Here is a 15,006-nt window from a genome sequence, read left to right as displayed (position 1 = left end):
AATAGGACTTGTATGAGATGAGCGATTGATGTAAGATGAGGATATCAACATTTAGTGTGTTTTTTAATTTCGTAATACTATATATGGGTTAAATCCATCATATTAAACTAATTGAGTATGCGGTGTCGTATAACGACTTAATAGGGAATCCGGTCTGAATCCGGAGCTGTCCCCGCAACTGTCGTGTGGACGAGGTAAGAAGCCACTGGAGATTTCTCCGGGAAGGCTTACCGAGGAGGAAGCACAAGCCAGTAGACCTGCCGTGTATTCAAGAACGTTTCTATTCTTCGGGGATTGAGGATGAGAAATGGCAGACTGAATGCGGCTTTTCTGCATTCTTAACTTGTCGTTTTCTCTTAGCTCACTCTTTCCGGGGTGAGCTTTTTAATTTGGTTAAAAAGGAGAGAATTAAATGAGTTCAATCGTAGAATTCACAAAGAACGATCTGTTGAATGAAGCTAAAACACTTATTGAAGGATACCCTAAGCTTTCGAGCGATAGCTTTATCGAAAAAACAATGAGCGTGGCAGAACGAATTGAAGAAGAGGATATCAGGAACATATTTATTCTACATTCCCTCGAACGAATTACAGTTGAGGAACCTGACTGGACATACATTGCGGCTGCTTTTCACCTTCGCTCGCTTTATTGTTCGTCACTAAACAACCGAAGTGAGTCAAGTGTCTATGGAAAAGGGAGCTTCTACCGACTGCTTCAAAAACTAACAGAAGAAGGCATTTACACACCGAAGCTTCTTCAATCTTATTCCCAAAAAGAAATTGAGCAGGCAGCAGCGTTAATAGTCCCTTCAAGAGACAGTCTTTTTACATATATCGGATTGCGGACGCTTGCTGATCGCTATCTTGCAACAGATCATAACAAGAATCCTTACGAACTTCCTCAAGAACGGTTTCTTGTGATTGCACTAACACTGATGATGAATGAACCAAAGGACCAGCGAGCAGATCTAATAGCGGAAGCCTATTGGGCATTATCTAACTTGTATATGACGGTAGCGACTCCAACTCTATCTAATGCTGGGAAAAGTTATGGTCAGCTCAGTTCATGTTTCATTGATACTGTTGATGACAGTCTGAGAGGAATCTATGACAGCAATACAGATGTCGCTACGGTATCGAAGAATGGTGGAGGAATTGGAGCATATCTTGGTAAAATTCGTTCACGTGGAAGTGACATTAAAGGATTCAAAGGAAATTCCTCAGGTGTCTTGCCGTGGATGAAGCAATTAAACAATACAGCTGTTAGTGTGGATCAACTAGGACAGCGTCAAGGAGCAGTCGCCGTTTACCTTGATGTTTGGCATAAAGATGTTTTTGAGTTTCTTGATGCGAAGTTAAACAACGGAGACGAGCGAATGAGGACACATGATCTTTTTACTGGTCTTTGTATACCAGATATCTTTATGGAAGCGGTAGAAGAACGGGCCGACTGGCATTTGTTTGATCCTCATGAAGTACGTCAGGTGATGGGGTTCTCTCTGGAAGATGTATATGACAAAGAAAAAGGAGCAGGAGAGTTTCGCGTGAAATATGCGCAGTGCGTGAATCATCCTGAACTTTCAAGAAAAACAGTGCCGGCAATTGAGATTATGAAGCGTGTTATGAAGTCTCAATTGGAAACTGGGACGCCATACATGTTCTATCGAGATACGGTCAATCGCGCGAATCCGAATAAGCATGCAGGTATGATCTATGCCTCAAATCTTTGTACAGAAATTATGCAAAATATGAGTGCGACGACCGTTGAAGAGGAGATCACCAAAGACGGTAAAATTATCATTACGAAAACGCCTGGTGACTATGTGGTTTGTAACCTATCAAGTATTAATCTTGGGCGAGCCGTTACAGCTGATGTACTTGAGAGATTAATCCCCATCCAAGTGAGAATGCTGGATAACGTGATTGATATTAATACGATTGAAGTGCCTCAAGCGCAATTTACAAATGAGAAATATAGAAGCATCGGTCTCGGCACTTTTGGCTGGCATCACCTTCTTGCGAAAAAGGGGATAGTTTGGGAGAGCCATGAGGCGGCAAACTATGCGGACGAATTATATGAAACGATAAATTACCTTACCATTCAGGCGAGCAATGAGCTTGCTGTTGAAAAAGGAAGCTATTCTCTCTTTGAAGGATCTGATTGGCAAAATGGGGAGTACTTTCATCAACGCGGTTATTCTAGTGAAAAATGGAAGTCTCTTAAGGAAAAGGTTCAAGTGGATGGTGTCAGAAATGCCTATCTTCTTGCCGTTGCCCCTAACAGTTCAACGAGTTTAATAGCTGGATCAACAGCATCTATTGATCCAATTTTCCAGAAAGAATACTCCGAGGAAAAGAAAAACTATAAAATTCCTGTTACGGCGCCTGATCTTTCACCTGAAACGACCTGGTATTACAAATCGGCTTATCACATTGATCAGCTTTGGAGCATTGAGCAGAATGCTGCTAGACAGCGTCACATCGATCAATCGATATCGTTCAATATCTATGTGCAGAGCACTGTTAAAGCGAAGGATTTGTTGCACATTCATATGACAGCGTGGAGAAAAGGATTGAAAACAACGTATTACACAAGAAGTACATCAGTGGATATTGAAGACTGTGAAAGCTGCGCAAGCTAAAGGAGGAGATCGGATTGGCGACGATACAGAAAAGAAAACTCTATGACGTGTCTGCACCGAATAGCTCAACAGGAATTATTAATGGGGAGAACTCAAACGTACTAAACTGGGATGACGTCCGCTACAGCTGGGCGTACCCTATGTATAAAAATATGCTAGGCAACTTTTGGACTCCGTTTGAAATCAATATGTCGAATGACGTGAAGCAATGGGATGCATTAAGTGAGGGTGAACAAGACACTTTTAAGAAAATCATCGGACTTCTCGCTTTTCTTGACTCTATCCAAACGGACTATTCGAGTAAGGTTGCAGATTATTTAACAGATTCAAGCCTTACTGCGCTCATGCAGGTGCTTTCGTTTCAGGAAGTTGTGCACAACCAGTCGTATAGCTATGTTCTTTCTTCCATTGTTAATAAAAATGAGCAGGATCGGATTTTTGAATACTGGAAGCATGATGAAGTGCTGTTAGAACGAAATCAATTTATAGCTTCAGGGTATGAAGCCTTTGTTCAGAATCCAACACCACAAACGTTTTTTGAATCGATTGTCTATGACATTATCCTTGAGGGGCTATTTTTCTACGCGGGGTTCGCTTTCTTTTACAACCTTGCCCGAAATCAAAAGATGGTGTCTACTTCAACGATGATTAACTACATCAATCGTGATGAGCAGCTTCACGTTACATTGTTCGTTAACATTGTGAAGGAATTATTCAATGAACATCCTGAGCTAAATACAAAAGAAAACCATGATTTCATCACCAATACATTTCGTGAAGCAGCCGAGCTTGAAATGAAATGGGGAGAGTACATCATTGGGAATCGTTTCCCCGGTATTACGATGAACGAGTTACGAGACTATATTAAATTCATGGCGAATACACGTGTGAATCAGCTTGGAATCGAGCGTCCTTTTGAAGGCCATCGCGAAAATCCGATGCGCTGGATTAAAGCTTATTCAGATGTTAACGCAGGGAAAAGTGATTTCTTTGAACAGAAGTCCAGGCAGTATACGAAAGTTTCAGATGATAATGGATTTGATGATTTGTAGATATATTGAAAAAAGGAAGGAATCCACGGATCCCTTCCTTTTTGTTTACTAAAAGTCAGGCACAAATCAGTGGGCCACCTACTAACTTAATAAAGAACTTAATTATTATTGAAAGAAGGGAGCTTTTTCGTTGCCAAACGGTTACGATCATCAACCTCATTAACGTATTATTTTTAATGGTGGCTCATCTATTCCAGGTGGGTGGAATTTTCCACAGCAACAACAGTGGGTTGGTCCAGGTGGTCTACCTCCAGGTTATAATGGAGGAACCTGGCCACAGCCCTATCCACAACCTTACCCACATCAACAGCCATGGCTTGGACCTGGTGGGTTGCCGCCTTCTCAGACACATAATCTTTATAGACAATGTCTGAACTACTGCTATCAAAATTATGCGCAAAATGATCAGATGTACCAGGCGTGTGTTTATCAATGTATGAGACAGTATGGGTATCGTGATGGAGGATGTTGCCCCTAACAATCGTTTACAGGAATGGGTTGAATTAGAAGATCAAAAGCGTCTGGAAGAAATGAAAGTACAAGATGCTAATCCTGATGTTCCTATCCATTCGACGCTAACCTGGGCTCTTTTAGGAACGCCTACAATCGAACTCTCTCAGTTTTGAGTACCTTAAAGATTGCATATGAAAAAAGGACGCTTTGTATATTAACAAAGGGTCCTTTTCTATATGATAACCTTCCTTTTATCTTTATTGCTACATAACGAAAAATATTTATTTTTGAGTGATAGAAAGCAATACAATTCTCAGCTTTTGTGGTAAGATTTTAGAAATTTCAACATTGTTGTTAAACGTTATAGAACGGTTTCATATAAGGAGATGTATCATGAGAAAGCAACGAATCGTAGTTAAGATTGGGAGTAGCTCATTAACGAATGGAAAAGGTGAAATTGACCTTGTAAAACTCGTAGATCATGTTGAAGCACTGGCAAATCTACGACAGGAAGGTCATGAAGTGCTTCTCGTCTCTTCGGGTGCCGTTGCAGCAGGTTTTAAAGAATTAGGTTATCCAGCGAGACCTGTTACGTTAAAAGGAAAGCAGGCTGCAGCTGCGCTCGGGCAGAGTCTACTAATTAAAGCGTATATAGAAGAATTTAAAGCGAGAGATGTCTCTGTTGCTCAAATTCTATTAACTAGACCAGATTTCTCTAATCAAGCTCAATATAAAAATGCTTTTGATACGATATCGGAGCTACTTGCACGAGGAGTCATGCCAATTATTAACGAGAATGATACGGTATCAACGGAGGAATTGAAGTTCGGTGACAATGATATGCTATCTGCCCTTGTGAGCGGGCTTGTTCATGCGGATGAACTTATTATATTAACGGATGTGAATGGCATCTATGATTCGAATCCATCTACTAATCCAGATGCGACCAAGTTCAACCATTTATCTGAAATTGAAGATCACATGATTGAGAACGCAGGAGGGGCTGGTTCAAGTGCTGGAACAGGTGGCATGAGGTCTAAGTTGCTTGCTGCAAGAACGGCGTTAAACCTTGGTGTTACTGTTTTTATAGGGAAGGAAATAGGGAGCTACAAACTTCTAAGAATTCTTTCAGGTCACGGTGATGGCACATATGTTAAACGTGAAAAGGCATCTTCGGTAACAATTAATAGACAATGGATTGGCATGCATTCACATATATCTGGGCAAATCTATGTTGATGAAGGAGCAGAAAGAGCCATCGTTTCAAATGGGAAAAGTTTGTTGCATGGAGGTATTGAACGAGTAGAGGGTACATTTAAAGAAGGGGATGTAGTCGAAGTTCATGGCGCTGAAGGAGATTTATTAGGAAGAGGGAAAATCGCATATTCTTCAGCTTCTTTAGAGCATATGATCGGCACGCGAAGAAACGAATGGAGAATGGAGTCACCTACATTTGAGGAAGTCATTCATAGAAACCATTTGGTTATGGAAGTTGCTTATAGAACCAAGAGTGATAGGAACTCTAGTCAACTTTGAAGTCCATTTAGTTAGAATCTAGTAAATAATATCCTCCAATTAGGGTAAACAATAGAAGTGGCATAACTTATACAGTTGGAGGCGTTAGAATGAAGTACACTGTTATTACAGGAGCAAGTTCAGGAATTGGATATGAAGCAGCTCTAGCATTTGCGGCAAGAGGGAAAAACCTTGTCATTGCTGCCCGTCGAACGGCAAAATTAGAAGAATTGAAAAGTGAAGTACACAAGATCAATTCTGAGCTTGATGTGATTATTCGTGAGGCGGATTTGTCCTTAAATGAAAATGTTTATGCATTCTACGCAAGCTTAGAAAATATTGAAATAGAAACGTTCATAAACAATGCAGGCTTTGGTAATTTCGATCCTGTTAACGAGCAAAAACTTCCTAAGATTGAAACGATGCTTCGATTAAATAACGAGGCATTAACCATTCTTTCATCTCTTTACGTTCGTGATTATGCAGATGTTGAAGGAACACAGCTCATTAACGTATCGTCTGGCGGAGGATATACGATTGTAGCGGATGCTGTAACGTATTGTGCAACGAAGTTCTTTGTTAGTGCATTCACAGAAGGGTTGGCTCAGGAACTTAAGGGACAGGGTGCGAAGATGCAAGCGAAAGTATTAGCACCTGCTGCAACAGAAACAGAATTTGCAAATCGTGCAAGGGATATTGATACCTTTGAATATGATGGTACTGTGCCACAGTTCCATACAGCTAAAGAAATGGCAGGCTTTATGCTAGACCTCTATGATAGCAATAAAGTAGTAGGTATTGTTGATGGACAAACATATGATTTCGAATTAAAAGACCCGATCTATCCTTATGCGGAAAGAAATCGGAAATAAGTAGAGTAAGAAGCCCTGTCAGGTGAATGACAGGGCTTCTGTTTATGAGAGCGTAATATCAAATTGATTAAGTAGATCAGATAATGCAGGCCTCTCGTTACCATCACGGCCGACAACATGAGTAGCTGTAACTAAAGAATTTAAAACGGCTTCTTCGGTAGCTTCTCCTACTGCACGAAATGCCGTGTCAATCTCTTCCTCATGAATTGTATCCATGGAAAGAGTGTTCGAAGTGTACTGATGTGGAACTTTGTTAGCTGTTGAGAAACCGAGTATGATTTCACCACTACCGGTTGTCATAATAGATCCTGTTCGTGCTAACCCAGTGGAAGCTCTTTTGATAATTCTTTGTAGCTGCCGTTCTGAGACGGGAAGATCTGTCGCGACAATGATCATCACAGATCCTTTATCTTTTTCTTCCCATGACTGAAGGAGAGAGTCCTTTAGTTCCTTGCCAACTGCCTTTCCGTTCACGCGTAAATCACGTAGAATTCCAAAGTTTGTAACAACCAATACCCCGATTGTGTATGTATCATATTTTAGTTTCATTTTTCTCGAAGAAGTCCCAATTCCTCCCTTTAACGAATAACACAGCATACCTGTCCCAGCACCGACTGAACCTTCTTCGAATGTTGGCGTGGCGTTTGCGATCGCATCACGAATATGTTTCTCACGAACGTTTCGCCCCCTTATATCATTTAGAAACATATCATTACATTCGCCAATAACTGGATTCACAGTACCTGTAGTTCTCCCGATTTCAGGATTGTGCTCAAGCATATAGTCAATGACCGCATCTGCAGCTGTTCCAATGCTTAACGTGTTTGTCAAAACAATAGGCGTTTCAATTGTGCCGAGTTCATTCAGTTGAATGGTTCCCATCGTTTTTCCAAAGCCATTTAGAACATAGCTAGATGCGATAAGCTTTTCCTGAAATAAATTTCCTTGATGCGGAAGGATTGCTGTTACACCTGTTTGGATATCTCCTTTGCTTAATGTTGTATGACCTACCGTTACACCCTCTACATCCGAAATTGAATTCTTCATTCCAGGTTCCAACTCACCGATCTCAATTCCAAATTCTCTTAACCTTTTTTGTTTCATACCAATCGCCCCTCTCTACTCTCATCTTACTATTCTTTCCACTTTTCCAAAACACGACTATATGAACGATTCTTCTAAACAATGAGAACTGAAAAATATGGTATAATTGAGTGGACATAGAGTGCTAGTAAAGTAAGGTTTCTATAAAAGATTCCAGTAGAAAAGAGTGAAATAATATGGGTCGTAAATGGAATAACATTAAAGAAAAGAAAGCATCTAAGGATGCGAATACTAGTCGGATTTATGCGAAATTTGGACGAGAGATTTACGTAGCTGCAAAGCAGGGGGAACCGGACCCGGTTGCTAATCAGGCACTGCGATTAGTACTAGAACGAGCGAAAACATACAACGTACCAAAAGCAATCATTGACCGTGCGATTGAAAAAGCAAAAGGTGGAGCAGATGAGAACTATGACACGCTTCGCTACGAAGGCTTCGGTCCAAGCGGATCAATGGTCATCGTCGACACGTTAACGAACAACGTGAACCGTACGGCATCTGATGTACGTTCAACTTTTGGCAAAAACGGGGGCAACATGGGTGTGAACGGTTCCGTTGCCTACATGTTTGATGCAACAGCTGTTTTTGGTATTGAAGGAAAATCTGCTGATGAAGTACTTGAGCTATTAATGGAAGCGGATCTTGATGTACGCGACATCATGGAAGAAGACGATGTTGTAATTGTCTATGCTGAACCGGATCAGTTCCACGCAGTTCAAGAGGCTTTCAAGAACGCAGGCATTACAGAATTCACGATCGCAGAACTGTCGATGCTTGCACAAAATGATGTGGAGCTTTCAGAGGAAGATCAAGAGCAGTTCTTGAAAATGATTGATGCACTTGAAGAGCTAGAAGATGTTCAACAGGTATATCACAATGTTGACCTAGGTGATGAGTAAGAGAGTGAGCGAAGAGAGGGAACCCGAATTTCGGGTTCCCTCTCTTTTGAATTTAAGTGAATTTCTCTTTCTGAGCAAATTTTTTCTTTAGAGCAATAAGCGAAGTTTTTAAAGCAGCATAGTTTCCAATAGCTGCATAACCATAAAAATAACCCATGAAAATACCTGCCAAAAGATGATGGTGATGACTATAAAATATCGAAATAGAGAGACCTAATACAATGGCTACGGTTGGAATATAGGTTCGAGGGATAGGTAAGAAGATTTTAATTAACTGAGTCAGCACCATAACAACAGGCACAGCAAGAACAGCGTCCCAGAAGTTCGTATGGATAACAGGAAATGTCATAACCAAATTCCTTTCAATTTCTTTGAGTAATACCTATTATTTCCTTATATAAAAGCTTTATCCTATAGAATGATTGTCAGGAATTGCTTAGCAAAAATAGTTTAAAGAGGAGGAATAATGTGGGATTGAGGAGTATTAATATAACGATGGCTAAAGGGAATAAAAACAGACTAGTGATTATCTAACAGTGAAGAAAGTGGTGATTCGATATTGGTTAACAAGGAGAAGGTAATGAATAGGATAAGTTATCCGATTTTAACTCAAGGAGCGACAATTGGAGTTACTGCACCATCATCTGGTGCTCCTGTTGAATTACATAAAGTACTGACCACTGCACGTGATCGCTTAGAATCTAATTCATATGAAGTATTATTTGGAGAGACAAGTTGGACGCAGGACAAAGCAAAGTCTGCACCCGCAAAAACACGTGCTCATGAATTCAATAAGATGATGTCAGACGAACAAATACAGATCATTATTCCGCCTTGGGGTGGCGAATTGTTAATCGAAACGCTTGAATATATTGACTTCGATAGTATGAAACCGAAGTGGGTATTAGGGTATTCAGATGTTAGTCTTTTATTGTTGGCTATAACGTTAAAAACAGGTATTGCGACTGCACATGGTACGAATTTAGTAGATCTAAGAGGCGAGTATTCAGATGATACGACTGCAATGTGGGAATCAGTTTTATCAACTGAAGCTGGTGCATCAATTGTCCAACATTCTTCAGAGAAGTTCCAAAAAGAATGGCAGTTCGATAAACCGACTCCATGTGTCTTTGATCTAACAGAGCAAACAGAGTGGAAATCTGTATCAGACGAAAATATTAAAGTCCAAGGCCGTTTACTAGGAGGATGCATTGACGTAGTCCGACATTTGATAGGTACACCTTTTGGAAATGTATCTAATTTTAGTAAGCACTATATCAATAATGAATCAATTGTATGGTATTTTGAAAACTGCGATATGTCGACAACAGAATTACGAAGAACGTTAGTGCATATGAAATTAGCGGGCTGGTTTAAAAACTGCTCAGGAATATTGTTCGGCAGAAGTCCAGCAAATACGCCAGTTGGAAATTATGTGATTGAGGACGTTTATAACGATTTATTTGAAGAAATTCAAGTTCCAATCCTATATGACATTGATTGCGGACACGTTCCACCGCAAAACACGTTTATTAATGGATGTTATGCTGAAGTTGAACTTACAAATGGCAAAGGAACAGTTGTGCAGTATTTTATTTAATCGATATCAGTTTAACAAGAGATGCTGTCGATCTTTTTTAGGTTGTTTTGTAGATATTGTTGCTTATTGCTCCGATTAGCTAGGTGTTGCTTCTAAAAGATTTTTCTATAGAGAACCCCACTTCGCTGATTGGAGCGGAAGGTGCTCGACTCCTGCGGGACTAGCGGGACAGGTGAGACCCCACAGGAGCGTTAGCGACGAGGAGGCTCACCGCCCGCCCCGCGGAAAGCGAGCACCTGTAGCGGAAATCAACCGCTTTATAGCAACAAAGTATCCGAAAAGAGCCTTTTATTATCATTTTTTTGAGATACGGGGAGTTTACCCTGATGAAGGGAAAACTCCCATTTTTTATTTAAGAGCTTGTAGCGAACTAAAAGTGAGACCATGAAATTTCACCTTTATAATGAAACTTTTGTGCGGTTCTTTCGTATAACATACTAGAAGGAATACAATGTGGAATAGAATCGAAGTAAGGAGGAAGATAACCATGACGAATATTGCATTTGGAATATTTCTATTGTTAGCGAATGGACTTGTCCAGTACAGTTGGTTCGTTGATCCAAACAATGGTGTTGCGATCGATTTCAAGTCTAAGCGCTCATATGTCATAACAACCATCTTACTTACACTTTTTACAATATATTTACTAGTTACAGGGATAGCCTCTACGTTTTATTGATGCAGGCACAGCTTATTTGAAGTGAAAATGAAAACTCATAAAAAGACTTAATAGTATAAAGGGGGCTTATCCTTAATGGATAAGCCCTATTTATTTGCAATTAAAGATTGCTGTAAATTAAATCCTTTGAAATAATTGGAATTAAGTGTAGAAGGGAGAAGGCCGATGGACTATAAGGTAGAGGCTTTACTTAAGGAAGATGAAAAATTCAAGAGGTTTATGAAGGATCAGATAAAAGAATTTAACGATGAACATTCCTTTCAACACAAGTTATCAAGAACAAAAGGCTATGTAGAACCAATCAACCTTATTGTCTCTGATGAAAACAGCCAATGGATTGGAGGCATAACGGCTGAGGTTTATTGGAGTTGGATTGAAATAGATGTTTTCTGGATAAGTGAGCAACTTAGAGGACATGGAATCGGTACAGAGTTACTTAAGAAAGTTGAAACCATTGGAATAGAAAAGGGTGCAAAGAACGCTCTGTTAACAACATTTGAGTTTCAAGCCAGAACTTTCTATGAGATGAATGGCTATCAGGTAGTAGGTGAAATAAAGGATTATCCTCCTGGAACTTGCTATTATACGATGGTGAAATCGCTTGTAAGCTAATTAACAAAATACTTGAGACAGTCCATTACTTTTGAGGGGGCAAGCCGGTGCGGTTATATCATGTAAGTGAAGAAGACCATATTGAACTATTTAAACCTCGAAGTCCTACTCGAATGGATTTGGATCAAACAAAGAAATTTGTGTGGGCAATTAATGACAAATGCCTGCCGAATTTCTTAACGCCTAGGAATTGTCCGCGTGTTTGTTATCATGTTGGACCGAATACTTCGGAAAGTGATAAGCAAACCTATTTATCAGCCAAATCCTCTTCACATATGATTGTCATTGAGAACAAATGGTTTGAAACGATGAAGAATACGAACTTGACCCTGTATGAATTTGATACAAGGCAGTTTACACTTCAGGATGACAATGCTGGTTACTACATAAGTGAAACGACACAAATTCCGATTGCGAAATTTGAAGTGATTGATTTATTTCAAGCATTATCTTCAAGGAATGTTGAATTACGTGTTGTAAATAACTTGTGGGATATTAGTGATGAGATCCAACAAACAAGCTTCAAGTGGTCAATGTGTAGAATGGGATTTGCTCAAGGAAGAGAAGACGTATGAGACGTACCATAATAACGCTTATCCATTAAAAAGCTCAGTTTCCTCGCCAAGAGGAAGACTGAGCTTTTGATTTTATTGATAATTAATTATCGCAGGATTAGGATCGAGCTTCAACACCTCTTCAGGTGACAGCACTGGCTTGTCCTTATTATAGAAGATCTTAAATCCACCATACTGTACCGGGTCATTGCGAACGAACTTGCGATAGAGCGACATTTTAGTTGCGTAGTCACCATACCCATCGAAATTAAGAGCAACTTCAACGTTGTCAGTTGGTTTAATTTTCTGTTTGTTTGTGACGGCATGATCTGTAAATTGGTGAACAAGCACAATCTTATCAGGTAAATTCTGTTCTTCCACGAGATTGGATACGTATTCTACAACTTCTTGAACTTCAGCGCCGTCCACACTACCGAGATCGACGCCTGGTGTTTGGCCTTCATCGACGTGGAATTCTGTATCAATTGCAACGTGGACGTAAGGAAGCTTCAGCCATTTCTCAAGTAACTTCACCTGATGAAGAGCGGTGTCACGTCCAAGCTGAACGTCAAGCATAAGTAGTGCATTGTTATCCTTCGCAAGCTTTGCGTATTCATCGATGTCTGACTCAGAGGTCATATGATAATATAATCCATTAGGTCCTGGATCACGCTGAGCAATTGTCGTAATCAGTTCGATTGTAGGAATCGCAGGGTGAGATGGATCAGCATCTGAGTACGCCTGCGTTTGTTTTTTTAATTTAGACATTAGTGCATCTGGTTCCATTTCACCGAGGATGCCCATTTTCGTCGAATTTGGTTGTCCATAATAGGCAACAAGCCGATAGTTCTTTAAAAGACCGTCCGTTTGATCGGTCGTTCCTTCTATTAACGTTTGTCCAACAGGGGTGCTTCTTGTACGATCGGCCCCATGAGCTTCAACAACAGGCATCTTGGCTAATTCTTCTTTGGACATCGTTTCCTCTAAAGGTTTTGCATTCTCTGATGGTTTCATCGGTTCAAATGGTTGTTGTGATTCTTCTTCTGGCTGAGTGGTTGCTTCTCTCGTGTCTTCTTCGTTCAATGCTTGTTGTTCTGACTTCTTATCATCCTTATTGGATGAAGTGGCGGTAGAGTCAGAACAAGCAGAGATGATCGCAACGAGTGCAATAAGAAGTAGCAGGTAGAAATTCCTCATGTTGTTCACTTCCTTATATCATTTATAGTGATGTATTTCGATTGAAATAATTCCACAATTCTAACACATAAAAACTGGTTTTTAGTGTATTAAAGTAAAAATAGGTCGAAATAAGTGGTTGAAGGAGACAAGGTATTGAACTTGTCAAAAACTACATAATTAATGCCCATCCTCATGAGTATTTTGATTTTTAAATTCTGTCGAAAAATGTCTTGCTTTAATTCGGGTTATTTGTATAATAAAAGTATAGAAATTTCAGAAAATTAAAAGAACGAATAAGGGGCGAATGGGGTATGGCGGAATTTATGAATGGTATGGTTGATGCATGGAATGGCATTCTTTGGGGTTATGTTCTAATCGCAGGACTACTCGGAATCGGGATTTACTTTACGGTCGCTTCACGGTTTGTGCAGTTTCGTTTTATTGGGGAAATGGTAAGAGTACTTGGAGAAAAGCCGGAGTTTAAAGATGGTTCGAAGAATATATCGCCGTTTAAATCATTCTGTGTTGGCGCAGCTACTCGTATAGGAACTGGTAACTTAGCGGGTGTTGCGGTAGCAATTACGCTTGGTGGTCCCGGTGCTATCTTCTGGATGTGGATTGTAGCACTTCTAGGTGGAGCGACGGCATTCATTGAAAGTACGTTGGCCCAGGTATACAAAATCAAAGATTCGAAAGCGTTTCGTGGTGGACCTGCCTATTACATAGAAAAAGGTCTCAAGAAAAGATGGTTAGGTATTATCTTCGCAGTATTAATTGCGATTACATTCGGACTCATATTTAATTCAGTTCAAAGTAACACGATCGCGCTAGCATTTGAAAACGCGTTTGGTATGAATCGCCTAGTTGTTGGTTTAATCATTACAGCTGTTACAGGGTTAGTTATCTTCGGTGGTGTCCACCGTATTGCAAACTTATCAAGTGTAATCGTTCCTGTAATGGCCGTTCTTTATCTAACCATCGCAACAGTTGTCATGTTCATGAATATCACAGAATTACCTTCTGTTATTGCATTAATCGTTAAAAGCGCGTTTGGTTTTGAACAAGCGGTTGGTGGTGCAATTGGTGCTGCAATCATGAATGGTGTAAAACGTGGGTTGTTCTCTAACGAAGCTGGTATGGGTAGTGCGCCAAACGCAGCAGCTACTGCAACGACTTCACACCCAGCGAAGCAAGGTCTTATTCAATCATTAGGCGTATTTGTGGATACAATTCTTGTGTGTTCTGCTACGGCATTTATCATCTTACTTGCTCCTCAATTCAGAACTGGTGAAGTATCTGGTATCGAATTGCTTCAGAATTCTCTTGATTCACACATTGGTGGATGGGCAGCAATCTTTATCTCAGTGGCAATCTTCCTATTCGCATTCAGCTCAATTATAGGTTCTTACTACTATGGAGAAACGAACATTGAGTTTATCAAGGAAAGCAAGAAAGCGATTCTCGGTTACCGTGTTGCTACGATGGCATTCGTATTGATTGGTTCTGTTTCTAGTCTAAGTCTTGTATGGAAAATGGCAGATCTATTCATGGCTCTAATGACAGTAATTAACCTGATTGCGATCGGAATGTTAGCGAAAGTCGCAATGAAGGTATTGAAGGATTACGAAACGCAACGTAAGGCAGGAAAGAACCCTGTTTTCAACCCTACTGCACTTGGAATTGAGGGAACAGAGGCATGGGACGAAAAGCGTGAAGAGAAGAAAGTGGCAGGATAATCCCAACGAGTTTTGAAAGAGCCTGTAGATCAGGCTCTTTTTCTTGGCCATAATCAAAATCTCGGTTTAGTACTAAATAAAAAAGCAATGGAAGGCGTAGCCCTCTATTG

The 15,006-nt window shown here is 40.2% G+C and carries 14 protein-coding genes and 1 riboswitch; of the genes, 11 read left to right on the top strand and 3 right to left on the bottom strand.

What is annotated here, in order from left to right; translation table 11 throughout:
- Window positions 1-103: 103 nt before the first annotated feature.
- A riboswitch (cobalamin riboswitch) is annotated at window positions 104-280 on the top strand.
- 132 nt (window positions 281-412) lie between these two features.
- The 5 genes from FBF83_RS15395 (at window position 413) to FBF83_RS15375 (ending at window position 6,533) form a co-directional block, all read left to right on the top strand.
- Window positions 413-2,641, top strand: coding sequence for a ribonucleoside-diphosphate reductase subunit alpha (locus FBF83_RS15395; RefSeq protein WP_136948038.1), 2,229 nt, complete (start codon window positions 413-415; stop codon window positions 2,639-2,641).
- 14 nt (window positions 2,642-2,655) lie between these two features.
- Complete coding sequence (locus FBF83_RS15390; protein ID WP_136948037.1) at window positions 2,656-3,693, top strand: ribonucleotide-diphosphate reductase subunit beta; 1,038 nt, start codon at window positions 2,656-2,658, stop codon at window positions 3,691-3,693.
- A 446-nt stretch (window positions 3,694-4,139) separates the two neighbouring features.
- Window positions 4,140-4,319, top strand: a complete 180-nt coding sequence (locus FBF83_RS15385) for a hypothetical protein (protein ID WP_136948036.1) — start codon at window positions 4,140-4,142, stop codon at window positions 4,317-4,319.
- Between the two features lie 220 nt (window positions 4,320-4,539).
- Entirely contained in the window at window positions 4,540-5,682 is a 1,143-nt protein-coding gene (gene proB / locus FBF83_RS15380) for a glutamate 5-kinase (protein WP_136948035.1), read from the top strand.
- A gap of 89 nt (window positions 5,683-5,771) precedes the next feature.
- Window positions 5,772-6,533 carry an SDR family NAD(P)-dependent oxidoreductase gene (locus tag FBF83_RS15375; RefSeq protein WP_136948034.1) on the top strand — a complete coding sequence of 254 codons (762 nt, stop codon included), beginning with the start codon at window positions 5,772-5,774 and terminating at the stop codon, window positions 6,531-6,533.
- 42 nt (window positions 6,534-6,575) lie between these two features.
- Here FBF83_RS15375 and FBF83_RS15370 read toward each other — a convergent pair whose 3' ends face one another.
- Window positions 6,576-7,637 carry a P1 family peptidase gene (locus FBF83_RS15370; protein ID WP_136948033.1) on the bottom strand — a complete coding sequence of 354 codons (1,062 nt, stop codon included), beginning with the start codon at window positions 7,635-7,637 and terminating at the stop codon, window positions 6,576-6,578.
- A 176-nt stretch (window positions 7,638-7,813) separates the two neighbouring features.
- On the opposite strand from FBF83_RS15370, the gene FBF83_RS15365 reads away from it, so the two are divergent.
- Window positions 7,814-8,536 (top strand): YebC/PmpR family DNA-binding transcriptional regulator, encoded by a 723-nt coding sequence (locus tag FBF83_RS15365; RefSeq protein WP_136948032.1) that lies wholly within the window; start codon window positions 7,814-7,816, stop codon window positions 8,534-8,536.
- A 52-nt stretch (window positions 8,537-8,588) separates the two neighbouring features.
- Here FBF83_RS15365 and FBF83_RS15360 read toward each other — a convergent pair whose 3' ends face one another.
- Complete coding sequence (locus tag FBF83_RS15360; protein ID WP_136948031.1) at window positions 8,589-8,885, bottom strand: hypothetical protein; 297 nt, start codon at window positions 8,883-8,885, stop codon at window positions 8,589-8,591.
- A gap of 231 nt (window positions 8,886-9,116) precedes the next feature.
- Here FBF83_RS15360 and FBF83_RS15355 point away from each other — a divergent pair, with 231 nt between their 5' ends.
- From FBF83_RS15355 to FBF83_RS15340, 4 genes are all read left to right on the top strand, one after another.
- Window positions 9,117-10,136: a S66 family peptidase gene (locus FBF83_RS15355; protein ID WP_136948030.1), complete on the top strand. Its 1,020-nt coding sequence runs from the start codon at window positions 9,117-9,119 to the stop codon at window positions 10,134-10,136.
- 487 nt (window positions 10,137-10,623) lie between these two features.
- On the top strand, window positions 10,624-10,815 hold the full coding sequence (locus FBF83_RS15350) for a hypothetical protein (protein WP_136948029.1): 192 nt from the start codon (window positions 10,624-10,626) through the stop codon (window positions 10,813-10,815).
- A gap of 165 nt (window positions 10,816-10,980) precedes the next feature.
- Window positions 10,981-11,427, top strand: coding sequence for a GNAT family N-acetyltransferase (locus FBF83_RS15345; protein ID WP_136948028.1), 447 nt, complete (start codon window positions 10,981-10,983; stop codon window positions 11,425-11,427).
- A gap of 47 nt (window positions 11,428-11,474) precedes the next feature.
- Complete coding sequence (locus FBF83_RS15340; RefSeq protein ID WP_136948027.1) at window positions 11,475-12,002, top strand: DUF6886 family protein; 528 nt, start codon at window positions 11,475-11,477, stop codon at window positions 12,000-12,002.
- A gap of 72 nt (window positions 12,003-12,074) precedes the next feature.
- Here the strand turns inward: FBF83_RS15340 and FBF83_RS15335 are convergent, their stop codons facing one another.
- A complete protein-coding gene (locus FBF83_RS15335; protein ID WP_136948026.1) occupies window positions 12,075-13,178 on the bottom strand; it encodes a hypothetical protein in 1,104 nt (367 codons plus the stop codon).
- Between the two features lie 293 nt (window positions 13,179-13,471).
- Between FBF83_RS15335 and FBF83_RS15330 the strand changes: the two genes are divergently transcribed.
- On the top strand, window positions 13,472-14,896 hold the full coding sequence (locus tag FBF83_RS15330; protein WP_136948025.1) for an alanine/glycine:cation symporter family protein: 1,425 nt from the start codon (window positions 13,472-13,474) through the stop codon (window positions 14,894-14,896).
- The last annotated feature ends 110 nt before the right edge of the window (window positions 14,897-15,006 follow it).

Origin of the sequence: Guptibacillus hwajinpoensis (assembly GCF_005144865.1) — a bacterium.
Taxonomy (GTDB): domain Bacteria; phylum Bacillota; class Bacilli; order Bacillales; family Guptibacillaceae; genus Guptibacillus; species Guptibacillus hwajinpoensis_A.
This window is presented reverse-complemented; position numbering and strand designations above follow the sequence as displayed.